20 protein-coding genes and 7 tRNA genes are annotated in these 25,280 nt (G+C 68.7%); 12 read left to right on the top strand and 15 right to left on the bottom strand.

From position 1 onward, the window contains the following. Positions 1–18: 18 nt before the first annotated feature. Positions 19–1,992, top strand: coding sequence for an acyl-CoA dehydrogenase family protein (locus tag ACZ5QD_RS04775; protein ID WP_412475692.1), 1,974 nt, complete (start codon positions 19–21; stop codon positions 1,990–1,992). Positions 1,993–2,024: 32 nt separating this feature from the next. Here ACZ5QD_RS04775 and ACZ5QD_RS04770 read toward each other — a convergent pair whose 3' ends face one another. The 11 genes from ACZ5QD_RS04770 to ACZ5QD_RS04720 form a co-directional block, all read right to left on the bottom strand. After that, a complete protein-coding gene (locus tag ACZ5QD_RS04770) occupies positions 2,025–2,504 on the bottom strand; it encodes a LuxR C-terminal-related transcriptional regulator (RefSeq protein WP_101841577.1) in 480 nt (159 codons plus the stop codon). 104 nt (positions 2,505–2,608) lie between these two features. Further along, positions 2,609–3,343 carry a hypothetical protein gene (locus ACZ5QD_RS04765; RefSeq protein WP_006896386.1) on the bottom strand — a complete coding sequence of 245 codons (735 nt, stop codon included), beginning with the start codon at positions 3,341–3,343 and terminating at the stop codon, positions 2,609–2,611. Beyond that, positions 3,340–4,167 (bottom strand): PP2C family protein-serine/threonine phosphatase, encoded by an 828-nt coding sequence (locus ACZ5QD_RS04760; RefSeq protein WP_006896385.1) that lies wholly within the window; start codon positions 4,165–4,167, stop codon positions 3,340–3,342. Before ACZ5QD_RS04760 ends, ACZ5QD_RS04765 begins: the two co-directional genes overlap by 4 nt. Positions 4,168–4,372: 205 nt before the next feature. Next, positions 4,373–5,278 carry a pyridoxal 5'-phosphate synthase lyase subunit PdxS gene (gene pdxS / locus ACZ5QD_RS04755; RefSeq protein WP_006896384.1) on the bottom strand — a complete coding sequence of 302 codons (906 nt, stop codon included), beginning with the start codon at positions 5,276–5,278 and terminating at the stop codon, positions 4,373–4,375. 93 nt (positions 5,279–5,371) lie between these two features. Beyond that, positions 5,372–5,887: a LemA family protein gene (locus ACZ5QD_RS04750; protein ID WP_006896383.1), complete on the bottom strand. Its 516-nt coding sequence runs from the start codon at positions 5,885–5,887 to the stop codon at positions 5,372–5,374. 30 nt (positions 5,888–5,917) lie between these two features. Continuing rightward, positions 5,918–7,042 (bottom strand): glycosyltransferase family 4 protein, encoded by a 1,125-nt coding sequence (locus tag ACZ5QD_RS04745; protein ID WP_006896382.1) that lies wholly within the window; start codon positions 7,040–7,042, stop codon positions 5,918–5,920. Between the two features lie 4 nt (positions 7,043–7,046). Then, positions 7,047–7,973, bottom strand: coding sequence for a phosphatidylinositol mannoside acyltransferase (locus ACZ5QD_RS04740; RefSeq protein WP_006896381.1), 927 nt, complete (start codon positions 7,971–7,973; stop codon positions 7,047–7,049). Beyond that, on the bottom strand, positions 7,970–8,668 hold the full coding sequence (gene pgsA / locus ACZ5QD_RS04735; RefSeq protein WP_006896380.1) for a phosphatidylinositol phosphate synthase: 699 nt from the start codon (positions 8,666–8,668) through the stop codon (positions 7,970–7,972). Before pgsA ends, ACZ5QD_RS04740 begins: the two co-directional genes overlap by 4 nt. Before the next feature lie 8 nt (positions 8,669–8,676). Next, positions 8,677–9,204 carry an ATP adenylyltransferase gene (locus ACZ5QD_RS04730; RefSeq protein ID WP_006896379.1) on the bottom strand — a complete coding sequence of 176 codons (528 nt, stop codon included), beginning with the start codon at positions 9,202–9,204 and terminating at the stop codon, positions 8,677–8,679. A 13-nt stretch (positions 9,205–9,217) separates the two neighbouring features. Beyond that, the gene (gene thrS / locus ACZ5QD_RS04725; RefSeq protein ID WP_375004126.1) at positions 9,218–11,236 is read right to left on the bottom strand and encodes a threonine--tRNA ligase; all 2,019 of its coding nucleotides are present in this window, start codon (positions 11,234–11,236) and stop codon (positions 9,218–9,220) included. Between the two features lie 94 nt (positions 11,237–11,330). Further along, a complete protein-coding gene (locus ACZ5QD_RS04720; RefSeq protein ID WP_412475691.1) occupies positions 11,331–12,680 on the bottom strand; it encodes a glycosyltransferase 87 family protein in 1,350 nt (449 codons plus the stop codon). Between the two features lie 203 nt (positions 12,681–12,883). Here ACZ5QD_RS04720 and ACZ5QD_RS04715 point away from each other — a divergent pair, with 203 nt between their 5' ends. The 3 genes from ACZ5QD_RS04715 to ACZ5QD_RS04705 all read left to right on the top strand — a co-directional run bounded on the left by ACZ5QD_RS04715 (position 12,884) and on the right by ACZ5QD_RS04705 (position 17,650). Continuing rightward, positions 12,884–14,674: an ABC transporter ATP-binding protein gene (locus tag ACZ5QD_RS04715; protein ID WP_082781349.1), complete on the top strand. Its 1,791-nt coding sequence runs from the start codon at positions 12,884–12,886 to the stop codon at positions 14,672–14,674. Beyond that, a complete protein-coding gene (locus ACZ5QD_RS04710) occupies positions 14,671–16,518 on the top strand; it encodes an ABC transporter ATP-binding protein (RefSeq protein WP_412475690.1) in 1,848 nt (615 codons plus the stop codon). Before ACZ5QD_RS04715 ends, ACZ5QD_RS04710 begins: the two co-directional genes overlap by 4 nt. A gap of 136 nt (positions 16,519–16,654) precedes the next feature. After that, on the top strand, positions 16,655–17,650 hold the full coding sequence (locus tag ACZ5QD_RS04705; RefSeq protein ID WP_222111771.1) for an alpha/beta hydrolase: 996 nt from the start codon (positions 16,655–16,657) through the stop codon (positions 17,648–17,650). A 13-nt stretch (positions 17,651–17,663) separates the two neighbouring features. On the opposite strand, the gene ACZ5QD_RS04700 is transcribed toward ACZ5QD_RS04705, so the two are convergent. From ACZ5QD_RS04700 to ACZ5QD_RS04685, 4 genes are all read right to left on the bottom strand, one after another. Continuing rightward, positions 17,664–18,326 (bottom strand): TetR/AcrR family transcriptional regulator, encoded by a 663-nt coding sequence (locus tag ACZ5QD_RS04700; protein ID WP_006896373.1) that lies wholly within the window; start codon positions 18,324–18,326, stop codon positions 17,664–17,666. Between the two features lie 9 nt (positions 18,327–18,335). Next, positions 18,336–20,096, bottom strand: a complete 1,761-nt coding sequence (locus tag ACZ5QD_RS04695) for an ABC transporter ATP-binding protein (protein WP_412475728.1) — start codon at positions 20,094–20,096, stop codon at positions 18,336–18,338. Continuing rightward, positions 20,096–21,901 (bottom strand): ABC transporter ATP-binding protein, encoded by a 1,806-nt coding sequence (locus tag ACZ5QD_RS04690; protein WP_006896370.1) that lies wholly within the window; start codon positions 21,899–21,901, stop codon positions 20,096–20,098. Before ACZ5QD_RS04690 ends, ACZ5QD_RS04695 begins: the two co-directional genes overlap by 1 nt. Before the next feature lie 258 nt (positions 21,902–22,159). Next, positions 22,160–22,231 (bottom strand) — tRNA-Val (locus ACZ5QD_RS04685). A gap of 261 nt (positions 22,232–22,492) precedes the next feature. Here ACZ5QD_RS04685 and ACZ5QD_RS04680 point away from each other — a divergent pair. The 8 genes from ACZ5QD_RS04680 to ACZ5QD_RS04645 all read left to right on the top strand — a co-directional run bounded on the left by ACZ5QD_RS04680 (position 22,493) and on the right by ACZ5QD_RS04645 (position 25,252). Further along, positions 22,493–22,565: transfer RNA gene (locus ACZ5QD_RS04680), tRNA-Gly, on the top strand. Between the two features lie 14 nt (positions 22,566–22,579). After that, positions 22,580–22,653 (top strand) — tRNA-Cys (locus ACZ5QD_RS04675). 49 nt (positions 22,654–22,702) lie between these two features. Then, positions 22,703–22,777 (top strand) — tRNA-Val (locus ACZ5QD_RS04670). Positions 22,778–22,847: 70 nt separating this feature from the next. Beyond that, a complete protein-coding gene (locus tag ACZ5QD_RS04665) occupies positions 22,848–23,924 on the top strand; it encodes a hypothetical protein (protein WP_006896369.1) in 1,077 nt (358 codons plus the stop codon). A 52-nt stretch (positions 23,925–23,976) separates the two neighbouring features. Then, positions 23,977–24,049, top strand: a tRNA-Gly gene (locus tag ACZ5QD_RS04660). Between the two features lie 14 nt (positions 24,050–24,063). After that, positions 24,064–24,137 (top strand) — tRNA-Cys (locus tag ACZ5QD_RS04655). A 49-nt stretch (positions 24,138–24,186) separates the two neighbouring features. Beyond that, positions 24,187–24,261, top strand: a tRNA-Val gene (locus ACZ5QD_RS04650). A gap of 118 nt (positions 24,262–24,379) precedes the next feature. Continuing rightward, on the top strand, positions 24,380–25,252 hold the full coding sequence (locus ACZ5QD_RS04645) for a DUF4261 domain-containing protein (RefSeq protein ID WP_006896368.1): 873 nt from the start codon (positions 24,380–24,382) through the stop codon (positions 25,250–25,252). Positions 25,253–25,280: the final 28 nt, after the last annotated feature.

Genomic DNA, 25,280 nt, shown 5'->3' with positions numbered 1-25,280 from the left:
CCTCGGTAGGGTCAGGGCATGAGCCCCGAGACGAGTTCTGCAGACGCCGGCACCGACGACACCGGAGCGGATCTGGCCGCCCGGTTGCGCACCGTCCTCGACGGGCGGTGGGCCGCCACCCGCGACACCGTGCGCGACCACATCCAGACTCACGCACTGCTCCCCCAGTCCGGACTGTCCCTCGACGACTATCGCGCCCGCGTGCTCGGCCAGATGAAGGAGATGGTCGCCCTCGGTTTCCCCGCTGCCGGCTTCCGGGCCGAGCACGGCGGCACCGGTGACGTGGGCGCAGCCGTCACCGCCATCGAGACCCTCGGCTACGGCGACCTCTCGCTGATGGTCAAGGCCGGCGTCCAATGGGGCCTGTTCGGCGGAGCCATCGAGAACCTCGGCACCGCACGCCACCACGACGAATACGTCCGCGGCCTCATCGACCTCGACGTACTCGGCTGTTTCGCGATGACGGAGACCGGCCACGGATCCGACGTCCAGCACCTGGAGACCACCGCCACCTATCGACCCGACACCGAAGAGTTCGAAATCCATTCGCCGACGCCGAACTCGCGCAAGGACTACATCGGCGGGGCCGCCGCCCACGCCCGCTACGCCGCGGTCTTCGCACAGCTCGTCACCGGCGGGCCGGGCGAGGAACCGGTCGGCCGCGGCGTCCACTGCTTCGTCGTGCCGATCCGGGACGCCGACGGCGCCGACCTCCCCGGCGTCACCACCTCCGACTGCGGCTACAAGGGCGGTCTCCCCGGGGTCGACAACGGCCGGATCGCCTTCGACCACGTCCGTGTCCCGCGCGCCAACCTGCTCAACCGGTACGGCGACGTGGCCGCCGACGGCACGTACTCCAGCCCCATCGAGTCCGACAACCGCCGGTTCTTCACCATGCTCGGCACCCTGGTCCGCGGCCGCGTCACCGTAGGCGCCTCGGCCGGTGCCGCGGGACGCTTCGGCCTGGCCCTCGCGGTGAACTACGCCCTGGTCCGCCGACAGTTTCAGGCGCCCGGCGGCGACGGCGAACTGCTGCTGATGGACTACCGCACACACCAGCGACGGCTTCTCCCCCTGGTGGCGCGCGCATACGCCTTCGCACTCGCACAGAACGAGGTCACCGCCGAACTCCACGACTTGCAGACCGCGGACCCGGACACCGTCGACCCGGCCGACATGCGCCGCCTGGAGACCAAGGCCGCCGCCATCAAAGCCGGTCACACGGCGCTGGCCCAGCGCGCGATCTCCGAGGCGCGCGAAGCCTGCGGTGGCGCCGGGTACCTGTCGGAGAATCTGCTGCCCCTGCTCCGCGGCGACATCGACGTCTTCACCACCTTCGAGGGCGACAACCTGGTACTCACGCAACTCGTCGCCAAGCAGCAGCTCACCTCGTACGCGGACGACATCCGCGACCTCGACCCCGTGGGATGGGTGAGGTTCGTCGCCAACATGGCAGGCAGCGTCGCGCTGGAGAAGACCGCGGCGCGGCAGGTGGTGCAGACCCTGCTCGACGGCTCCGACGGAGACCCCGAGAACAGCGCCCTCACACACCCCGGAACTCAGCTCAGGCTGCTCCGCAACCGGGAGGATCACCTCACCCGGACGGTCGCGGGACGGCTGGGACGCGCCCGCGAGGACGACGCCGATCCGGTAGCGGTCTTCACCGACACCCAGGATCACCTGATCAAGGTCGGGCAGGCGCACATCGAGCGGATCGTTCTCGAGACCTTCGTCGAGGTGATCGGACGAGTCCAGGACCGCGAGACCCGCCGGTTGCTCAAGCGGGTCCGCGACCTGTTCGTCTACTCGGTCCTGGAAGAGGACCTGTCGTGGTTCCTCATGCACCGGCACGTCAGCGTGGAACGCGCCAAGGCCGTCCGTCGCGGCGTCAACGAACTCTGCGCCGACCTGCGGCCGCACGCTCAGACGCTCGTCGACGCCTTCGGCGTGCCGCCGGTCGGTCTCGACGTGCCGATGCTGCGGCACCGGTAGGACCGGCAGGTTCACCGGCGACTGGCCGGGCCTCAGAGCTCGTCGATGTCGACGATGTCGTCCTGAATCGCACGGGCGACGAGCGCGGCCTTGGTGGAGGCCGGACGGCCGAGTTCGGCGTACTTGGCCCGGATGCGGGTCAGATGGGTGTTGACCGTGCCGAGCGAGATGTACAGCGCCTCGGCGACCGCAGGCTTCGAATCGAGCATCAGCCAGGTGCGCAGCACCTCCACCTCCCGATCGGTGAGCGTCGGCTGCGGCAGCCGCGCCGCCGGAACCGCCGCGTCGGCCTGCCGGCCCGCAGTGGCGGGAGCGGGCGCGGCGTACAGCGGGCGGCCGGGCAACGGCATCACCCGGGCGCTGAGCCGGGCGAGCGCCTCCCGGCGACGACGGTCGACGGCCGACGCGGCGCCGCTGCTCGCCGAACCCGGTCCGCGTGAGTGGCGGGTGCGTGCGGCCTCGCGGGCGGCGGGGGCGGCGGCAGGAGCGGCGGCGATTGCGGTGACGGTCATCTCGAATTCCCTTTCTCGGCGCTGGAACTCACTGTTCCGCGGCTGTTGAAGAGAACGCTATGGGGCTCGGCCAGATCCGTCGATGGGGAGAACTCCCCATGCCATCACTGCTGTTCAGAGGCCTGATTGCGCGCGTACTCCGCGTCGAGGAGCGGGAGATCCTCACGACTGATGACCCGGGTCGAGAGAGCGTACTCGACGAGCCGCAACCTGCGGTTGGTCGCCAGCTTGCCCCCGCCCGCCCGCATGCCGCTCACACCGATCATGTCGAGCTTGTCGCACACATTGTCGAGCTTGCGGTTGAACTTCGTCAGCGGCCAACCCAAGCGTGCCGCGGCCTGCGCCGAACTCGGGATGGCGCTGGCACCGGTACCGTCGCGCTTCAGGATCGCCTCGGCCAGCACCAGGATCGCCAGCCGCTGGCTCTCGGTGAAATTCGGCACCCCGCGCGTGGTGTCACCGCCCACCAGGGTCTCCACGGTGGGTGCGGAGACGTCGGGCGAGCCCGCCTGCACCTGTACCTCGTAGGTGGTCGGGCCGGCGGTGAAGACGATGCTGGTGCGACCGAACACGAGCGGCATCCGCGCGCCCGGACCGAGCGTCGCGGTGAAGCCGAGGTCGGCGGCGGTCACCGTCGCGGACAGATGCGTCCCGAGATTCGTCAGCCACCACATGCCGTTCTCGTCGTGCAGCACGAGGAACCGGCGGTGCAGATAGGGGTTGTCGTCGACGGTCAGCGTGGCCTCACGGCCGATGTAGAACGGTGCTCCGGGAAGCACGGGCATCCGCTCGCCGCAGTACTCGACGAAGGTGGTGCTCGCTTCCGGTCGCACCGTCACTGGCTCGCAGTCGCGTTCGGGTCCGGTTCGGCGGCGGCGGACGGCAGTGTCGCCGACAGGACCACCACCGTGACATTGTCGTGCGCCCCCGACTCCAGGGCGGCCTCGACCAGAGCCGCGGCGGCGACCTCGTTGTCGGGCGAGGCCTCCAGGATCACGGCGATCTCGTCGTCGCTCAACTCGCCGTCGAGCCCGTCCGAGCACAGCAGCACCACGTCGCCGTCGGCTGCGGCGAAGGCGAAGTAATCGGCGACGGGAACGGTCATGCCCGCACCGAGCGCACGAGTGATGACATTCCGGCGCGGGTCGACACGGGCCTGTTCGGACGTCAGATATCCGGCGGCGACGAGTTCCTGCACTTGGGAGTGATCGACGCTCACCTGGCGCAGCTCGCCCGCCGAGTACAGATAGGTGCGCGAATCACCGATGTTGAACGCGACCCAGTTCGGAACACCGTCCTCGATCGCCAGAACGACGCCGGTGGCTGTGGTGCCCGCGCGCCGGCCGGTCTCAGTGCCGAACTCACCGATCCGCTCCTGCGCCTTCTCCAGCAACTCGGCGATGTCCCGCCGCGTGTCGGCGGAACTCTCCCCCACCGGTGCCTGTGCCAGAGTCAGCAGCGCCGCCTCGCTCGCCAGCTCGCCGCTGTCATGGCCGCCCATGCCGTCGGCGACGATGTACCGTCCGGGAACGGCCAGCGCGGCGTCTTCGTTGGCTTCGCGAACCCGACCGACATGGCAGACGACCGCCCAGTCGACGACCACGTCTCCGACCTCGTCCCGGCCGGTGAGCGCGTCGTCGCGCAGAATCCTCGGTTCGTCCATCGTCTCCCCTGCGATCTGTAGTCCTGCGATCGTGGCGCCGGCGACAGCTGCAGCAGGTTACGTCGCCCACGCGAGTGTACTTCTACCACAGCGTCAACGCCGCGATACCCCGGAGCGAGACCTTCGGCTCGCTCTCGAGACGCGAACGAGGTTCCCGGCGATACTCGCCGCGGAACCTCGTTCGATGCTGCGCCTTATCGGCGGATCACCAGCCGCGCTCGGCGAGCCGGTGCGGCTGCGGGATGTCGTCGACGTTGATGCCGACCATCGCCTCGCCGAGGCCTCGCGAGACCTTCGCCAGCTGATCCGGGTCGTCGTAGAAGGTGGTGGCCTTGACGATCGCGGCGGCACGCTGCTCCGGATTGCCCGACTTGAAGATGCCCGAGCCGACGAAGACGCCCTCGGCGCCCAATTGCATCATCATCGCCGCGTCCGCCGGGGTGGCGATGCCGCCCGCAGTGAACAGCGTGACGGGAAGCTTGCCGGCCTTGGCGACCTCGACCACCAGCTCGTACGGGGCCTGCAGTTCCTTGGCCGCCACGTACAGCTCGTCCTCGGGCAGCGAGGTGAGGCGGCGGATCTCCTGGCGGATCCGGCGCATGTGGGTGGTGGCGTTCGAGACGTCGCCGGTCCCGGCCTCGCCCTTCGACCGGATCATCGCGGCGCCCTCGTTGATGCGGCGCAGCGCCTCGCCGAGGTTGGTGGCACCGCAGACGAAGGGCACGGTGAAGGCGAACTTGTCGATGTGGTTCTCGTAGTCGGCCGGGGTCAGCACCTCGGACTCGTCGATGTAGTCGACGCCGAGGCTCTGCAGGATCTGCGCCTCGACGAAGTGACCGATGCGGGCCTTGGCCATCACCGGAATCGACACGGCCTCGATGATCCCGTCGATCATGTCCGGGTCGCTCATCCGCGACACGCCGCCCTGAGCGCGGATGTCGGCGGGAACGCGCTCGAGAGCCATGACCGCGACGGCACCCGCATCCTCGGCGATCTTGGCCTGCTCGGGGGTGACCACGTCCATGATGACGCCGCCCTTGAGCATTTCGGCCATACCGCGCTTGACGCGAGCCGTGCCGGTCGCCGGTGCGTTCTGAGCCTCAGTGGACACTGATTGATCTCCCTGTTCAGTGGTGTCGGATGTCCCTCCAAGTAAACCCGATCGGCTCGGTGCCGACCAACGCCGGGTCCGGCGGGAAGGGAGTCAGCGGGAACCGCTGACGCGTTCGGTGATCTCGAAGTACTCCGGGAGCCGGGAATGTCCGCCCAGCCGGAGCCAGCGCACCATTCGCCGACCGCCCAGGGCTCGCGCATCGCGGACCGCGTCGTTGTAGAAGCGCCGCGCCATCGTCACCCGCGTCTGGGCATCCGCGAGTTCGGCGACCAGAACCGGTGGCCGGTCGGTGTCGGCCACCCCGGCCAGTGCCACCGACAGCCGGTTCTCGGCGGCTTCCCGCTCCTGACGCGGTGCGGCTTCGGCGTCGGTCGCGGCGGCGGCGAGGTCACGGGCGCCCTCGCCGTCCGGGGCCGTGGACGCGATGGCCCGTGCGACGACGGCGCGGCGCTCCAGCGCCGCGACGAGCGCCTCGTAGGCGAGGTCGACGCGCACGTTGAGCCGGTCGAGCCGGGTCGCGCGCGTGGCCGCCAGGATCGCGAGCCAGAGCAGCGCCGCTCCCGCGATCGCGCCGACGACGATCCACACGATCGTCACATTCGTCACAGTCGTCTCCGATCGGCTTCCGGCACGGCCCTAGTCCGACACCACGACGGGACCGGCGCCCAGCGTGACGGTGTCGTACACCCGTTGGATCTCGTCGGCCACATGGCTCCAGTCGTACCGCTGCGCCCGCGCCCGCCCGCGGGCGATGAGTTCCTGCCGTGCCTGCTCGTCGCTGAGCAGGCCGACGACCGCCTCGGCGAGCGCGATCGGCGAGCCGGTCTCCACCACCCGGCCGGCGTCACCGCCGTCGAGCACTCGTTGGAATGCGACCAGATCGCTGGCCACCACCGCCGTCCCGGCCGCCATCGCCTCCACCAGGACGATGCCGAAGCTCTCGCCGCCGAGGTTGGGCGCCACGTATACGTCGGCGCTCGCCAGGGCCCGCGCCTTCGTCTCGTCGTCGACCATGCCGAGGAACTGCAGATGTCCGGACAGGTCCCGGGCGCGCCGTCGCAGCGCCTTCTCGTCTCCGCCCCCGACCACCAGCACGGTCACGTCCGGAAAGCGTTCGACGATGTGCGGCAGGGCGCGCATGAGGATGTCGATGCCCTTGCGTGGCTCGTCGTAGCGGCCGAGGAACATCACGGTCCGGCCCGGCGCCGGGAAGCCCTCGAGCGGTGTCGCCTCGGCGAACGACGCGACGTCGATGCCGTTGGGGATCTCCACCGCGTCGTTGCCCAGCGACTCCATCTGCCAGCGGCGCGCGAGTTCGGACACGGCGATCTTGCCCGAGATCCGCTCGCGGTACTGGCGAAGCATCGAGTCGAACGCCGTGAGCCACAGCGACTTCGTGGTCGCCGTGTGGAAGGTGGTGACGATCGGTCCGGTCGCGACCATCAGCGACAGCATCGACAGGCTGGGCGCGTTGGGTTCGTGGACGTGCAGGACGTCGAACTCGTTCACCTCGATCCACCGCCGCAGTCGGTGGTAGGCCTTCGGCGAGAAGGTCACACGCGAGACCGACCCGTTGTAGGGGATCCCGAGCGCCGGGCCGGCGGAGTCGAAGTAGTCCGGCACCTGGACGTCCGGCCCGGCCGGCGCGAGGACCCGCACGTCGTGCCCGCGCCCGATGAAGACCTCCGCCAGTTCGATCACGTGCGCCTGAACGCCGCCGGGCACGTCGAACGAGTAGGGGCAGATCATGCCGATCTTCACCGCGCTACTCCCCGTCCACCCCGAGCCGGTCGCGGCGCGCCTGCGACCAGTCGCTCTCCCACAGCGGCTGCAGCATGTGCCAGTCGGCGGGCGCACTCGCGATGCCTTCGGCGAATGCGTCGGCCAGGGCCTGGGTGGCGGCGGCCACGCCACCGGAGGTGTCGATGACGGTGCCGCAGCGGATCAGGGACGTGTCGGCGTCCGGGTAGCTGTGGTGCACGGCGAGAAGGGTCGCGCCGGTCTCGATGGCGAGTTTCGCCGGCCCCGCGGGCATCCGCGTCCGCTCCCCGAAGAGTTCGACGGGCACCCCGCTGTGCGACAGGTCGCGGTCGCTCATCAGGCAGACGATGCCGCCCGCGCGCAGCCGATCGGCGAGGAGCCGGAAGGGCGGCTGCTCGCCGCCGGTGAGCGGGAAGACCTCGAAGCCGAGCGACTCCCGGTAGGCGACGAACTGGTCGAACAGCGACTCCGGCTTGAGCCGTTCGGCGACGGTGGCGAACTGTCCGTAGTGCGCGACCAGCCACACCCCGCAGATGTCCCAGTTGCCCGAGTGCGGCAGCGCCATCACCACGCCCTTACCGGACGTGCAGACCTCGTCGACCACGCGGCGGTCGTGGTCGGACATCCGCACACTGGCCACGATGTCGGCGGGATCGGTGGTCGGCAGCCGGAAGGCCTCTCGCCAGTACCGCGCATACGAGCGCATCGCCTGTTCGACGAGTGCGTCGGGCACCTGCTCCGGCGTCGTGCCGACCACCCGCGCAAGATTTTTGCGCAACTGCTCCGGCCCCCCGCCGCGCCGGCCGGCGACGGTCCCGACGGCGTCGAAGACACTGCGGGCCACCGACTCCGGCGCCCAGCGGACGGCCGCCCACCCGGCGCGATAACCGAAGTCGGAAGCGTACTCGGCGAGCTTGTCGAGCACGATCACGCCTCCCCGTCGCCGGTGCGGCCGGACTCGTCCGGGCCGTCATCCGTGCCGGCCTCGTCCGGAACGGCGATGGGGATCAGATCGCGGGCGCCCGGCGAGCAGTAGATGGACCACATCCGCTGACCCACGGTGATCACCGACAGCACCGCGAGCGCCCACATCGCGACGTGGATCGCCCACCACCAGTGCAGGCCGGGGAAATCGGTGAAGCCGGCGCCGACCAGGACGATGATGAGCCGGTCGGGCCGCTCGATGAGGCCGCCGTCGCCGTACAGCCCGGCGGCCTCGGCACGCGCCTTGGCGTAGGAGATGACCTGCGAGGTCACCAGGCAGATCAGCGTCGCGATCAACAGCGGACGGTGCGGCGCGGTGAAGGCCGCCCACCAGGCGAGCGCTCCGAATATCGCGCCGTCGGCGATCCGGTCGCAGGTGGCGTCGAGCACCGAGCCGAATCTGGTGCCTCCGCCGCGGGCGCGGGCCATCGCGCCGTCGAGCATGTCGAACATCACGAACGCCCACGTGACGAGGGCGCCCGCGAAGAGGTAACCCTGCGAGAAGAGGGCGATCGAGGCCCCGACCGTGATGACGGTGCCGACGAGAGTCATCGCGTCCGGGGTCAGCCCGGTGCGGATGAGCGCACGGCCGATCGGCAAGGTGACCTTGGAGACCGAGGCCCGTCCGAGGATGCTGAGCATTTCCGTCCTTAAGAAAGTTCGTTCCACGCCTGTGCCAGCAGCGCGCGCGTCTGCTGGAGGAGTTGCGGAAGCACCTTCGTGTCCCCCACGACGGTGATGAAGTTCGAGTCGCCCGTCCATCGCGGGACGACGTGCTGGTGCAGGTGTTCCGACAGCGAGCCGCCGGCCGGCGCCCCCAGGTTGAGTCCGACGTTGAACGCATCCGGATTCGAGACCGACTTGATGACCCGGATCAGCCGCTGCGTGAACGCCATCAACTCGAGGCTCTCCTCGGGAGTGAGATCCTCGAGGTCGGCCACCTGACGGTACGGGACCACCATGGCGTGGCCGGGGTTGTACGGGTACAGGTTCAGCACCACGTACACCGACTCCCCGCGCGCGACGATCAGCCCGTCCTCGTCCGACATCCGCGGGATGTCGAGGAACGGGTGCCCGGTGAGTTCACCGCCGTCGACCGCCCGCCTGGGCGCGGCCGCGGTGATGTAGCTCATGCGGTGCGGCGTCCACAACCGCTGCAGGTGATCCGGATCGGTCATCGACGCTGCTCCCTCATCGACGCTTGCGTGCGGCATCGAGGAAGTCCTGCATGGTGGCGGCGGTCGGCGAATCGTTGCGGCGCGACTCCTCCCACTCGTCGATCGCCACGATCGCGTCGTCGACGGGCACCCCGTTGAGCTGGGTTCCGTCGCGGAACCGGAAGCTCACGGCGTTCGCCTCCACGTCCCGCTCGCCGGCGAGCAGCATGAACGGCACCTTGGCGGTGGTGTGGTTGCGGATCTTCTTCTGCATCCGGTCGTCGGAGAAGTCCACTTCGGCGCGCACCCGTCGGCCCTTGAGGCGCCGGACGACGCCCTGCAGGTGGTCGGCGAAGGCGTCGGCGACCGGGATGCCGACCACCTGCACCGGCGACAGCCACACCGGGAACGCGCCCGCGTAGTGCTCGGTGAGGACGCCGAAGAACCGCTCGATGGAGCCGAACAGCGCGCGGTGGATCATCACCGGTCGCTTCTTGGTGCCGTCGGAGGCGGTGTACTCGAGTTCGAAGAGCTCCGGCTCGAAGAAGTCGAGCTGCAGGGTGGACATCTGCCATGTGCGGCCCAGCGCGTCCTTGACCTGCACGGAGATCTTGGGCCCGTAGAACGCGGCGCCGCCCGGATCGGGAACCAGCTCCAGACCGGAGGCCTCGCCGACCTGACGCAGCGTCTGTGTCGCCTCGTCCCAGACCTCGTCCGATCCGACGTACTTCTCCGGATCCTTGGTGGAGAGCTCCAGGTAGAAGTCGTCGAGACCGTAGTCCTTGAGCAGTTGCAGCACGAAGTTCAGCGTGGTGGTCAGCTCCTCGACCACCTGCTCCTGCGTGCAGTAGATGTGCGCGTCGTCCTGCGTGAAGCCGCGGGCCCGGGTGAGACCGTGCACCACGCCGGACTTCTCGTACCGGTACACCGAACCGAACTCGAACAGCCGCAGCGGGAGTTCACGGTACGACCGCCCGCGCGACCGGTAGATCAGGTTGTGCATCGGGCAGTTCATCGGCTTGACGTAATAGTCCTGGCCGGGCTTGCGGACGGTGCCGTCGTCGTTGTACTCGGCGTCGAGGTGCATCGGCGGGAACATGCCGTCGGCGTACCAGTCGAGGTGCTTCGACACCTCGAACAGATGCCCCTTGGTCAGATGCGGCGTGTTGACGAACTCGTAGTCGGCGGCAGCGTGCTGCTCGCGCGAGTAGTCCTCCATCTCCTTGCGGATGATGCCGCCCTTGGGGTGGAAGACGGGCAGACCCGAACCGAGTTCGTCGGGGAAGCTGAACAGGTCCAGTTCGGCGCCGAGCCGGCGATGGTCGCGCTTCTCGGCCTCGGCGAGACGGTCCAGGTAGGCGTCCATCGCCTCGGTGGACTCCCAGGCGGTGCCGTACACGCGCTGGAGGTCGGCGAGCGACTGATCGCCGCGCCAGTAGGCGGCCGAGCTGCGCGTCAGCTTGAAGGCGGCGATGTACTTGGTGGTCGGCACGTGCGGGCCGCGGCACAGGTCGCCCCAGATCTTCTCCCCGGTCCGCGGATTGAGGTTGTCGTAGGCGGTGAGCTCGCCGCCGCCGACCTCCATCACCTCGGCGTCGTCGGCCGCGCCCTTGTCGTCGATCAGTTCGAGCTTGAACGGCTCGTCCGCGAGCTCGGCCCGCGCCTGCTCCTTCGACTCGTAGACGCGGCGGGAGAACCGCTGACCGGACTTGATGATCTTCTTCATCTGCTTCTCGAGAGCCTTGAGGTCCTCGGGGGTGAAGGGATCGTCCACCTGGAAGTCGTAGTAGAAGCCGTCGGTGATCGGCGGCCCGATGCCCAGATGCGCCTTCGGGTTCAGCTCCTGGACGGCCTGCGCCAGCACGTGCGCGCACGAGTGGCGGATCACCGCGCGTCCGTCCTCCGAGTCCGCGGTGACGGGCTCGACCAGCGTGTCGGTCTCCGGCGCCCACGACAGGTCGCGCAGCGTGCCGTCGGCCTCGCGGACGACGACCACCGCCTGCGGTCCCTTGTTGGGCAGTTCGACACCGTCGGGCAGATCCGCGTCCCGCATGGCGGCGCCGGCGGTAGTGCCCGCCGGAACCCGGACGGTCTCGGGCAGGCGGGCTCTTTCGGCAGCGACGTTGTCGGGCACGGTCGTGATTCCTCTATTCGGTGTCGAGAGGGGCGGCTGCCGCATGTCGGTCACGGACACGCGGCACGGTCGCGTTGAATCGTATCGCGCGCATCCCGTCGCACATCCACAGAGTGACCGCGATCGTGATCAGGAGCAACAGGACATACGCCCCGCTGCCCGCCAAACGGAACGGCAGTTCCCACGCCGGGCCGATCGGGGCCCGGAGGAACCGGAACACACCGAACGAGAGTTTGATGTCCTCGTGCCCGTGGGGGCCGACGACGGTGACCCGATGCCACCAGGTGAACGTCAGCGCCACCACCGTGGCCGGTGCCAGCCACCACAGCCACGTGACCGGGCGGCGCCGGTCGGCCGCGTCGAAGCAGTGCACCACCGCCACCATCAGCAAGGGCACCACCCACACCCAGTGATGTCCCCAGGAGAAGGGCGAGACCGCGCACGAGGTCATGCCGGTGATGCTCAACGCGAGCAGTTCCTGGCCGTCGCGGTGGGCCGCGTACGCCGCCCACAGACCGAGCAGTCCGACGACCACACCCACCGGAATCCACAGCCAGCTCGGCGTGTGCCCGAGTCCCATGGGCACCAGTCGGGCGAAGAAGCCGTTGAGCGACTGATTGGCCGGGTGGTCCATCGGCCCGATCCGCCCGGTCTGCGAGAGGCTGTCGGTCCAGAACCCCCACGCCTCCGAACCGAGGATGGCCAGACCGATGGCGATGGTGACGCCGAAGGTGACGACCGCCGTCACCGCGGCGCGCCATTGCCTGGTGATCAGCAGGTACGCGGTGAAGAAGATCGGGGTCAGTTTGATACCGGCGGCGAGCCCGACGCCGATTCCGCGCATCCGCTCGCTTCGCCGCACCTGATCCGCGATCACGATCAGCGCCAGCACCAGGTTGATCTGACCGTTCCAGAACGTGGTGTGGACCGGTTCGAGACCGATCACCGACACCGCGAACAGAACGACGAAGGCGACGAATCGCCCGTCGATCCGGAACCGCAGCGAGCGCAGCGAGACCGCGACCAGACCCAGCAGGCACACGACGTTGCCGACGTTCCACAGGAACTGGGCGGAGTGCTCGGGGATCCAGGCCAGCGGCACCAGGATGATCGCGGCGAACGGGGTGTAGGTGAATTGCCACACCTTGTACACAGGGAGGTCGTAGAGCGGGCGTCCGTCCCACACCGCCGCGGCCCCTCCGCGGTAGACGCGCGTGTCGATGCCCATGTTGAAGAGTCCGAACACCGGGTGGTCGAACGGCGCCACCCAGATGTTCCAGGCGATGATCAACGCCGCACCGACAGCGGCCAGTGCCACCATCGACCATGTCACCGGACGTGTATCCGCCCCGCTGATTTTCACTCGGCGATAATACGTCCGGTCCGTCCGCCGAGGCGGTACGGCGCACAGGGGTGTCGGACCAGGGTTCTTTGTGGAGTTCGACCCGTCCGCCCCCTCCGCCCGGCGACGCTGGCCATACTGGCATCCGGTGCCGGCGTCCGGCACGCATGAGACACGAGCACGCGCCCGCACGGGGCCGTCGCTCGGGAAGGGAGCCGTTCCAGGTGAGTGGAGCACACGCGGCCCGGCCGGGCGCCGATCTCGTCCGGCTCGCCGCATCGTCGATGCGCAACCGCCGCGCGATCGTCGCCGGAGTGATCCTCGCCCAGATCCTGGCGATGGCCGCGAGCCTGGCCCAGCCCACCTTCAACGCGCTCATCATCGACAACGGAGTGGTGGCGGGCGATGTTCCGTACATCGAACGGATGGGCGCGATCATGCTGGCGGTCGCGATCGGCGGACTGGTCGCCTCGCTCGCCGCCATCGCGCTCGGCGCGGCGCTCTCGGCGGGCACGTCAGCCGACCTGCGTCGATCGGTGTACCGGCACGTCGCCGACTTCTCCACAGCCACCTATCACGAACTCGGAACGCCCACGCTCCTGACTCGGACCTCCCTCGACACCTCGGTGGTCGGACAGGCGGTGTTCCTGACCACCAGCGTCGCGGTGGCGGCACCGCTGGTGACCGTGGGTGCGATCGCCATGTCGCTGCGGGAGTCGGTGCGCCTGGCACCCGTCATCGTCGTCACCGCCATCGTGCTGAGCATCGGCATCGGGATCTTCGTCGTCTATGTCACGCCCCTGGCCACGCGCGTCCAGGGTGCGGTCGACCGCGTCAACCGGGTGCTGCGCGAACAACTCGGCGGTACCCGGATCATCCGCGCGTTCCGCCGCGAGCGGGCCGCCAGCACCCGGTTCTCCGAGGTCAATCGCGATCTGACGGCTCTGGTCCGCAGGGTCGCGGCACTGCAGTTGATGCTGCTGCCCGGGGTCCTGTTGATCGCGAATCTGGCGAGCGTCGCCACCAGCCTGTTCGGCGCCCGTCTGATCGAGGACTCGCATCTGACGATCGGTGGCCTCACGGCGTTCACCGGGTACCTGATGCAGATCGTCGCGGGTATCACGGTGTTCATCGCACTGGCCGGAATGCTCCCCCGCGCCCGCGCCAGCGCCACCCGCCTGGCGGCCGTGATCAACCGTCCCGCGGGCCTGGACGACGACGGGACCGCCGTCGTCGACGGTCCGTTGCCGCTGACCTTCCGGTCGGCGACCGTGCGGTATGAAGGTGCAGATCACCCGGCCGTCGACGCGGTCTCGCTGACGTGCCTGCCGGGGACGGTGACCGCCGTGATCGGCGGCACCTCCAGCGGCAAGTCGTCGCTGCTCGCGCTGGTGCCGAGACTGCTCGACCCCGCATCCGGGACCGTGGAGGCCGGCGGCGTCCGACTCGGGGCGTGGCACCTGCCCGACCTGCGCGCGGCCGTCGCCCACGTGGGCCAGGGTCAGTCACTGGTGGCGGGCACGGTCGAATCGAATCTCCGCCTCGGCGACGCCGAGGCCGACGACGACCGGCTCTGGCGCGCCCTCGAGGCGGCTCAGATGGCGACGACCGTCGTCGACCGCGGCGGACTCTCCACCGAGGTGGCGCAGGGCGGATCCAACTTCTCCGGCGGACAGCGGCAGCGGCTCGCGGTGGCACGCGCGCTGGTGAGGCGACCGCGGATCCTGTGCCTGGACTCGGCGTTCTCGGCGATGGACCGCAGTACCGCCGAATCGGTGCTCTCGGGAATCCGGGCCACTCTGCCCGAGGCGACGATTCTGCTGGCCGACCAGCAGGTGGACAACGTCCGCTCCGCAGACCTGATCGCCGTGCTCGACGCCGGCCGGATCGTCGCGACTGGACGCCACGAGGACCTGCTCACCCGATGCGCCGTGTACCGCGAGTTCGCCCAGGCACAGGCCGCTCCTGCTCCTGCTCCTGAGGGGCCGACTGTGGCGACGGGGGTCTCACGATGAGGATCGTCCGCGCGCTGCGCGAGTTCCGGCGTTTCCTCGGCTCCGACCGCAGGCTGAGCTTCGCGCTGGTCCTGTCGGTGGTCGCCGCCCTGTCGACGGTCACCGTGCCGGTGCTCCTGGCCCGCCTCACCAACATCATCTTCTCCGGCGCCGTGAGCACCAGGCTGCCCGCGGGCGACACTCGGGAGCAGGCCGTCGAGCAACTCCGCAGAAGCGGGCAGGGCGATCTCGCCAACGTGGTCGAGACCACCGGCGCGGTACCGGGCGCCGGGATCGACTGGGACCGGCTGTGGGCCGCCGCCGCAGTCGCGTTGATCGCCATCGCCCTGGTCACGATCACCCGCATCGGCAGCGGCCTGCTCGTGAACAGCGCGGTTCAGGACGCGATCCGCACCATCCGCGAACGGGTGGAGCGCAAGATCCACCGTCTGCCGGTCTCCCGACTCGAGGGCGGTCGGCGCGGCGAGGTGCTCAACGCGATGACCGTCGACGTCGACAACATGTCGACGGTGATCGGCCCGCTCTTCGTCCAACTGCCGGTGCTGATGCTCACCGTGGTGGCGGTGGCGGTCGCGCTGATCCTGCTCTCCCCCTTCTTCGCCCTCATCGCCTTCGCCACGATCCCGGTCACCGCGGCCCTGGCGTTCACGGTGGTCCGGTTCGCCCGCCCGCACATGCAGGCGCAGTGGCGGACCACCTCGTCGATCAGCGCACATATCGAAGACGTCTACGGTGCCCACGACATGATCGCCGCGTACGACGGACATCCGCAGACTTCGCGGGAGTTCGACGAGCTCAACCGCCGGCTGGAACGCGCGGCGCGCAGCGGGCAGGCGTGGAGCGGTTCCATCACCCCGGTCCTCACCTTCTGCAACGCCCTGGTGTTCGTGATCATCGCGGTCCTCGGTGCGCTCAAGATGCTCGACGGCGCCGTCACGCTCGGGACCCTGCAGGCCGTCGTGATGTACACCCAGCAGCTCTCGGCCCCGATGACGGAGTTGTCGAGCACGCTGCCGACCCTGCAGTCGGGCTTCATCTCATTCGGTCGCGTGCGCACGTTCCTGGGCGCCGACGAGGAGCCCGAGCCCGCGGTCGACGATGAGCCGGTCGCCGCTCACGGACGGCACACGCTTCCGCCGACGGTCGCCTTCGAGCGCGTGCACTACTCCTATGCCGACGGCAGCCCCGTACTGCGCGGAATCGACCTGACGCTGCCCGCCGGACGCACCACCGCGCTGGTCGGCGCCACCGGGTCGGGCAAGACCACACTCACCGGGCTACTGCAGCGGTTCGCCGACCCGACCGCCGGACGGATCCTGATCGACGGCGAGGACATCGCGGGGATGTCGCGCTCGAAGGTGCGGTCGATGATGGCGGTGGTGACGCAGGATCCGTGGTTGTTCAGCGGGACGGCGGGCGAGAACGTCGACTACGGACGCCCCACCGATGGCCGCGCGGTCGACGAAGCGATGGTCGACTCGCTGCTGGCAGGGCTGCCGAGTGGACCCGAGACGCCGGTCTCCGGCGACAGCACCCTGCTCAGCGCGGGCGAGAGACAGCTCATCACGGTCGCGCGCGCGCTCGCCGCCGACCCCGACATCCTCATCCTCGACGAGGCCACCAGCGCCGCGGACCCGCGCACCGAACTCATCATCGGCCGTGGTCTGGAGGCACTGCGGAACCGCACCACCACGCTCATCGTCACCCACCGGTACTCCACGCTCGCGACCGCCGACACGATCGCAGTGCTCGCCGACGGCAGGATCATCGAGCACGGTTCGGCCTCGGAGCTGCTGGCTGCGGGCGGTGAGTTCGCCCGAATCTACGGGCGCGGCCCGACCTGATGTTCGACAAGGGCCGATAGCGGACACGGAATGTGCAAGTATGTGACCAGCCTCATTGCCTGATTGGGCTCCGCTCGCCTGACAGGGCTCCGCGAAAGGCTCCGCTCCCCCGCCCCGACGACAGGAACTCCGAACCGTGATCCGCAGACCCTCCCGAATCGCCCTCGCCGCCACGGCGGCCGCCCTCATCGTCGGAGGCGCGAGCCTGCCGGCCGCGCCCGTCTCGGCCGCGCCGGCCTCCGCGCTGGTGTCGTCCAGCGCCACCGGTCCCACCAGCACCGACATCGTGGTGCACTCGGCGGCGATGAACCGCGACATACCGCTGACCGTCCTTCTGCCGAAGGACCGGTCTCGGCCCGCCGGCGTGCTCTATCTCCTCAACGGGGCCGGTGGCGGCGAGGACTCCGCGACCTGGCAGGGCAAGACCGACGTCGTGAACTTCTTCGCACAGAAGAACGCCTACGTGGTGATTCCGATGAAGGGCGCGTTCAGCTACTACACGGACTGGCTCAAGCCCGACGAGAAGCTCGGCGTCAACAAGTGGTCGACCTTCCTCGGCGAGGAACTGCCCGCAGTCATCGACAGCACCTACTCCACCAACGGCCGGAACGCCATCGCCGGCATCTCCTCGTCGGCCACCTCGGTGCTGAACCTGGCGATCGCCCACAAGGGTCTGTATCGCACCGTCGCCGCCTACAGCGGCTGCGCGGCCACCTCCACCCAGCCCGGCCAGACGTATGTGCGGCTGGTGGTCGAGACCCGCGGCGGCGGCGACGCCCGGAACATGTGGGGGCCGTACAACGGTCCCCTGTGGCGTCAGAACGATCCGGTCGTGAACGCTGCCGGGCTGCGCGGCGTCTCGCTGTACCTGAGCGCCGCGACCGGTCTGCCCGGCAAGTACGACACCCCGCAGTACGTCCCGGACTCGGCGACGCTCACCGACCAGATCGTCGTCGGCGGCGCGATCGAGGCGGCGACGCGTCAGTGCACCGAGGGCCTGGCCGCGAAACTGGGCCGTCTCCGCATTCCTGCGACGGTCGACCGTGTTCCGGCCGGTTCGCACTCCTGGAAGTACTGGCAGGACCAGCTGCACAAGTCCTGGCCGCAGATCGCCCGCGGTATCGGCGCCTGACGCCGGGCACGGCTCAGATCTCCGGCCAGTGGTGTTCCAGGCCGGCGAGGATGAAGTCGATCTTGGTGTCGACCGCCCCGCGGTCGATCCACGAGTCGTCCGGACGCAGAGCGGTGTCGCCCGCACCGAGCGCCCGGCGGATCCGGTCCAGTCCGGAGTCGCCGCGCTCGTCTACCGCGCGCATCGACTCCACCGACAGGTGCGAGGCGAATACCGAGTCGCCCAGGAAGTCCAGGGCGAACATCGCCTGGCCGCGGGTCTTCCCCTCCGCCGCCAGGGCCGCGACGTAGGCGGCGAAGACGTGCTCGATCCGTGACGGCGCCGGTGCGAAGGCGTATACGAGCAACGCGAGTCCGGGGAAGTCGTCGCAGACTCGCCAGCACTCGTCGGCCCACAACCGCAGTACGTCGCGCCATCGGCTGCCCGGCTCCGGCAGCGCGATGGTCGCCCCTGCCGCGTCGAGGCAGGCGATCACCAAGTCGTCGCGCGAGGGGAACAGCCGATAGATGGCAGCCGTCACGACGCCGAGCCGTTCGGCGACCGCCGAGAGCGTGAACCGGTCGATGCCCTCGGCGATCGCCGCGGCGACCACGTCGTCGGCGGTGAAGGCGGGCTTGCGCCCCACCTTCCGTCCGCCGCGGACGGGCCGGTTGTCCGGTGAGCTTGAACCCTGCACCGGTCCAGATTAGTCGGCGACGATCCGCCACCCCTGCGCACTGTGCAGCCGGTTCCAGAAGTGCGAGTACGTGCCGTCCTGGGCCAGGAGTTGCTCGTGCGTGCCCTGCGCCTCCACTCGCCCGTCGTCGGTGAGCGCCACGATCTGGTCGGCCGCGGCGATCGTCTCCAGACGATGCGCGATGATCAGCACGGTGGCCTGCGTGCGCAATCGTTCGACGGCAGCGACGATGTTCGCCTCGTTCTCCACATCGAGCGCCGAGGTGGCCTCGTCGAGCAGCACGATCGGTGACCGTTTCAGCAATGCCCGTGCGATGGCGACTCGTTGCCGTTCGCCTCCGGAGAGTGCTCGCCCACCTTCCCCCACCCGCGAATCCCAGCCGTCCGGGAGCCGCTCGGCGATCTCGGTGACGCCGGCCAGGTCCGCCGCCGCGCGGATCTCATCCCGCGACGCGCCGCTCCGGCCGACTGCGACATTGGCCTCAAGGGTGTCGTCGAACAGATAGACGTCCTGGAATACCAGCGACAACTGCCCCATCAGTTGCTCGGTGGTCTGCTCGGTCACCGGCACGCCGCCGACATTCACCGTGCCGGCGTCGACGTCATGGAAGCGGCTCACCAGTCTGATCAGCGTGGTCTTGCCGCTGCCGGAGGGACCGACCAGGGCCACCATCGCACCGGCGGGCACCCGGAGCGAGACGTCGCGCAGGACCGGATCCTGGTCGGAGCGGTAGGCGAAACTCACCCGGTCGAGTTCGATCGTGCCGGGAGCGGTCAACTCGGCCGGAGACGGCGGCTCAGGCAGCGGTTCGGCGGTGAGCACCTCGTCGATGGCGTCGAGCAGCGGCCGCCGAGATTCAAGGCTCATCGCGCTCTCGGTGATGGTGGAGAGGGTGGAAGTGAAGCGCAGTGCGAAACCGACGAACGCCAGCGCCGGAATCGGTTCGAGCGCCCCCGAGACGGCCAGCGCTCCGGTGATGGAGATCAGCGCGACGATCACTCCCTGGGTCGCCATGCCGGAGAGCAACAGACCGGCGGTCTCGATCCACTGTGCTCTTCTTCGGGCGCGGAGGGTGTCACCGAACGCGGCGTCCAACGGTGCGAACGAGCGGCCTCGACCGCACGATCGCAGTGCGCCCTGGCACTGCGCGTACTCGACGATGCGGTTCGCCAGGTTCACCTCTTCCGGCTCGTGAATCCGCTCGCCACTGCGCATCAACGCAGTCGACGCCAGGGTGATGATCACGAACACCGGTGCGGCGATCGTCAGAATCAGACCGAGCCACGGATTCCAGAACCACGACGCCACCACGATCACGATCGCCGCAGTCATCCGCGAGACCAGCGGGCCGATCATGTGGGCGAAGATCTCGCCCGCCATCATCAACTCCGACGAGACCATCCGCGACAATCGGCCGGACAGCGGGCGTGCGAACCAGCCCAGCGGCTGTCTCGACACCTGGTCGCCCACCAGCCGGTGAATGCTGTGGAGGAAGTCCAGAGCGACCGCGTACGTGCGCCGCTCCTGAATGTAGATGAGCGCGAAGGCCGCCGCCGCGAGCACTGCGAAGACGATCAGCCATCCCGCGGTTCCCGATCCCCACACCCGTTCGCCGGATGCGAGCGAGCTGATGGCCGGGAGCAACGCGACCAGGGCCAGGCCTTCGACCAGACCGGCCAGCACTGCGGCCAGCAACGCCGGGGCCAGCGCCTCGGGCGCGGAGACCATCCGCTTCATCCGCGGGATGATGTCGATCAGTGGCAGGTTCATCATTTCTCGCCTTCCTCGACCGACTCCCACAGGCGGGCGTAGCCGGGCTCGCCGAGGAGGTCGTCGTGCGTGCCGGTTGCGAGCACGCGCCCTCTGTCCACGAGCACGATCTGATCGACGCCCTCGACCACCTCGGGTCGGTGCGCCACCAGAAGCACTGTCTTGTCGCGGGCCAGATCACTGAGCGCCTGCTGGATCTGGTGCGTGGACTCCGGATCGGTGAGCGCGGTGGCCTCGTCCAGGATGAGGACGGGGGCGTCGACCAGTACGGCACGCGCGATGGCGATGCGCTGCGCCTGACCGCCGGAGAGCCCGCTCGCCGAGCCGTAGACGGTGTCGAAGCCGTCCGGGAGACTTTCGATGTCGTCGAGGATCCGGGCGGCACGGGCGGCTGCGCGGATCTGTTCGTCGGTCGCGTCCGGCCGGCCGAGGGCGATGTTGTCGCGGAGCGAGATCGACGGCAGTTGCGGTTCCTGCAACACGAAGCTCACGTGCTGGTAGAGGTGGTCGATCTCGGCGATCGGTACGCCGCCGAGGCGGATCTGCCCCGCGAAGGGATCGTCGAAGCGCGCCAGCAGAGTCGCGATGGTCGACTTGCCCGAGCCCGAAGGGCCGATCAGCGCGGTGATCGTGCCCTCGCGGAGGGTGAACGAGACGTCGTCGAGTGCCAGGTCCGCTCCCGGCCCGCCGTACGAGTAGCTGACGTGGTCGAATTCCACGTCGTGTCCTTCGGGCTGGGCGCGAACACCGTCGTCGTCGAGGGTCGGGGTTTCGAGCAGGTCGGTGAGACGCCGCGCGGACGCGCCCGCCATCTGCGATGACCACATGGAGTTCATCAGCACCTCGATGCCGTACGGGACCAACAATGCGATGAGCGAGGTGGCGAGCACGTCGGCCGTGGTGACCTCGCCGCGGTGCACCAGCCAGGCGCCGCCGCCGATGTTGATCAGCAGTACCAATGGGACCGCGAGCAGGGAGGTACCCAGCGAACTGACTCGAAGAAGCGGCTTCACCCAGGCGTAGTAGAAGGCCTGGAAATCGCCGGCGGCCTCCTGATAGGCGCTGTGCGCGCGGCCCACCCGTCCGAATGCCTTCACCACCGTGATACCCGTGACGAACTCGACCATCCGTGCCGAGACCACGCTGAGCTTGGCGTCCATCTCAACGGTCTTCTCCGCCATGCCGCGCATTCCCAACGCCATCGCGGCGGCGTACAGGGGAACCGTCGCTATGGCCAGCAGACCCAGCCGCCAATCGATGACGAACGCGTAGGCCGTCAACGCCAGTGGCATCACCACGGCCTGGGTGCCGTCGACTGGCTGGTGGGCGATGAGGTGGTGGATGGTTCCGATATCGTCTTGCAGCGATTTGCGCACGCGGCCGGAGTTCGTCGACGTGAACCATGTGAGCGGCACACGCGAGAAACGTTCCACCATCCGCAGGCGGATCGTATGCCCCAGTCGGATGTCCGCGAAGTGGGTGACGCCCAGTGCCACGAAATAGACGGCGAGCCGCAGGGTGAAGGTGACGATCAGGATCTCGATCCAATGGTTCACCTCATCGCCGTCGACGGGTGCCTCCGCACGGGCCGCATCGAGCAGGACCTCGCCGATGTGCACCAGCGCGACGTACGGGACCACTGCGAGCACACCCGAGATCACCGCGAGTCCACGACCGAGCGCCAGTTGCGGGGCCACCGGGCGCATCAGTTCGCGGAGCGCGCGGGAGTCCTCGCGCTGCTGAACCTTCGGATCGGTCGGCGGGTCGTCGGCGGTCTGCACCGGTGGCGCTTCCAGCGTCGTCATATCGCTCCTCACGCATGTGTCTTAGGTTTGCCATACCTATTAATGAAGTGCGTTCAGAATATGGTCGATGCGAAGTCGTGGCAAGCCCCCGAGCGGGGCGAAAGTAGAGAGAAAGGAGGCACTCGCTGGACCGAGATCTGCGAAACAGCAGGAGGAGAGGCGGAACGTCGTCGAGTCGCGATCGCGCTCGCGCGTCGAGTGGCAAGTCGCGCGTCGAACAGCAAGAAGACCCGCAGTAACCTGCGGGTCTTCTTCTTGTGGTCCCGGCTGGGATCGAACCAGCGACCTCCCCGGTGTGAACGGGACGCTCTTCCACTGAGCCACGGGACCGTATCGAGTTATGAACGACCTGCGTCGGTCGCACGAGAAAACAGATTACACATCGCGGCCGACGGCACCAAATCCCCCGCTCGAGAGCCGGGAACACTCGCGAGGAACGGTCGCGAGCCCGTCTCCGGGGTGCCAAGAACGCTCCCATCTGCGGAATCACATCCATGTAAGTCGCTGACCTCACGATTTGTCTTGACGACATACGTGCCGCTAGTGTTCTTCTCGCTGGTGAGCAACGCCCACAAGGCAGCTCACCGGTATGCGGATGTAGCGCAGCTGGTAGCGCATCACCTTGCCAAGGTGAGGGTCGCGGGTTCGAATCCCGTCATCCGCTCGGAAAGATCACCTGGTGGCGTGGCCGAGTGGTGAGGCAACGGCCTGCAAAGCCGTGCACACGGGTTCGATTCCCGTCGCCACCTCCACCGAACACCGGTACCGAGTTCGAGTAACGGCACCAACTCAATAAGACCCGCGCGATTAGCTCAGTGGGAGAGCGCTTCCCTGACACGGAAGAGGTCACAAGTTCAATCCTTGTATCGCGCACCAGATCCGACAGCGAGGCCCGGCGACCGCCGGGCCTCGTCTCGTTGTCCGACCCTCATGCTGTGCTGTGTCCATGACACTGATGCTCGTCGCCGCCGCACTCGTCGTGGTCGCCGTGGCGATCCTTGTCCGGCAGCCCGCGTCCGGCAGTTCCGATTACCGCCCGCGCGATGCCCGACGCTCCGACGGCGACGACCGACGCCCGCTTCGCCGCCCACGGCCCGTTCGAGACGCACTGGCTCGGCGACTCACGACGCACACCGAGCGTCTCCGCGAGTCGCGCCGAATCCGCAAGCAGCAGTACGACGACGCCGCCCGGGCCGCCGCGGATGCGGGCGGCCCGGACCCGTGCGGCGAGACGGTGTTCGGCGAGACAGCCCGCGACGGAACGGTGTCCGGCCACCTGGCGCTGGCGCTGGACACCTGGAGAGGTCGTGACTTCACCCTGCGCGCCCGAGCGGTCGGCTTGAGTTGGCTCCCTTTCGTCGAACCGCCCGAGCACGTGGAGACCGCTGAGATCGCCGACATGCGACTGCGCCGGCGCTACCGACCGGACTCCGAAGAGCAGGCCGCGCTACGGCTGATGCAGGCGGACGAGAACGGCCGGCTGGCGGTGCTGGCCGCCGTAGTGGCGGCGCGGCTGCACCAGAACCCGGCATGGCACGACGATCTGCTGGATCGATACCAGGCCCGCATCGACCTCGACGCCGAGGTTCGGACGGTCGCCGAGTCCGCCGCCGCGATTCGCAGGGCGCGCCGAATCCTCGGTTCGCAGCCCCTCGGCCCCCGCGCATCCGATCCGGAGATCGTCAACGCCTACATCGACAAGTCGAGCGGCCTGGACCAGCGCGCCGACGCCCTCACGGATCGAGTCCTGGCGTTCCTGACGTACGCCGAGGGCGCCGACCGCGCCAGAGAACAGCTCGACCGACGTGCCTGGCTCGACGCCACTGGCCCGATCGACGACTTCGAGTCCCGGGTCGACGCCGCATTCGACCGGAGCGTCGCCGACCATCTCCGTCAGCGAGCCGCCGACGTCACCGCATTCGCCGCGAGCGACCTCGGAGCGTCCGAGGCGGAGCGGCTGATCTGGCGGAGTCCACGGTCCGACGGGGACCCCGGTTTGCAAATGTCGCCGCCGTACCGCTAGTGTTTGTTCTCGCCGGTGAGCGACAGCGTCCACAAGACGAGTTCACCGGCATGCGGATGTAGCGCAGCTGGTAGCGCATCACCTTGCCAAGGTGAGGGTCGCGGGTTCGAATCCCGTCATCCGCTCGGAAAGATCACCTGGTGGCGTGGCCGAGTGGTGAGGCAACGGCCTGCAAAGCCGTGCACACGGGTTCGATTCCCGTCGCCACCTCCACCGAACACCGGTACCGAGTTCGAGTAACGGCACCAACTCAATAAGACCCGCGCGATTAGCTCAGTGGGAGAGCGCTTCCCTGACACGGAAGAGGTCACAAGTTCAATCCTTGTATCGCGCACCACGCAGACGAAGCCCGCCGGGATCCGGCGGGCTTCGTCGTTCCCGGTTCTGGCAGGATTGACGGCGTTCCGCTTCGGCCGGACCGCCCCTCGAACCCCACTGCAAAGGACCGGACTCCAGTGCCCAGCCTCGCGATGCTGTTCCAGAGCCGACTCGATCCCGCACTCTCCGCCGAGCGCCTCGCCGCACAGATGCTCAGCGACTTCCCGGACCTGGACGCCGATCTGCTGAGCGTCGGCGACGCTGCTGCCGGGTCGGGGGCGGCCGACGACGCCGACTCGCCCCTGGCGTTGGCGTACGGCGACCGGCAGATCTTCCTGATGGGGATCGCGGCACCGGTGGGCGACGACCTCGCCGAGATCGCCCAGTACAGCCGGCTGTGGCCCGATCACACTCCGGCGCCCGCCGACTACTCGGCGCACACCATCGTCACCGTCGTCCGGCCGGGACATGAGACGAACCATGTCGAGGCGATCGCCGATGCGGTCCTGCTGTCGAAGGTCATCGCTGCCGCGGTGGCACTGTCGGAGTCGATCGTCGCCGTGTACTTCGGCAGCGCGAATCACGTGATCCTGCCTCCGCTGTTCCGCGACCTGGCGATCGAGACGCTCCCCGATCCGATGCTCCCGGCGTGGGTGGCCCTGAACGTCGCGCCGCGACCCGACGGCATCATGACCGGACATACGCGCGGACTCGACATGCTCGGGCTGCCAGACGTCGAGATCGTGCAGTCGCACGAGTCCGCCGAGGACACCTTCGGCCGCATCGTCAACACCGCGATCTACCTTCTCGAGAACGGCCCGGTGATCGGCGACGGCGACACGCTGGGCGCCACGGAGGCCGCCGAGATCGTCGCGCACCACGCGCCGTCGCAGGTCGACGCGGACAAGACCGTCCTGTCGCTGGAGTTCGTCGGAGAGGACTTCCCGGAACCCGAACTCGCCGACGAGCCGGCGCAGCCGAGGAAGCGGCGCTGGTTCGGACGTAAGTAGCACCACCGCAAGTAACACCACCGCAAGT

The sequence above is a fragment of the Gordonia sp. J1A genome (assembly GCF_055393515.1).
The sequence above is the reverse complement of the archived record's forward strand: the minus strand, read 5'-3'. Positions and strand labels throughout refer to the sequence as shown.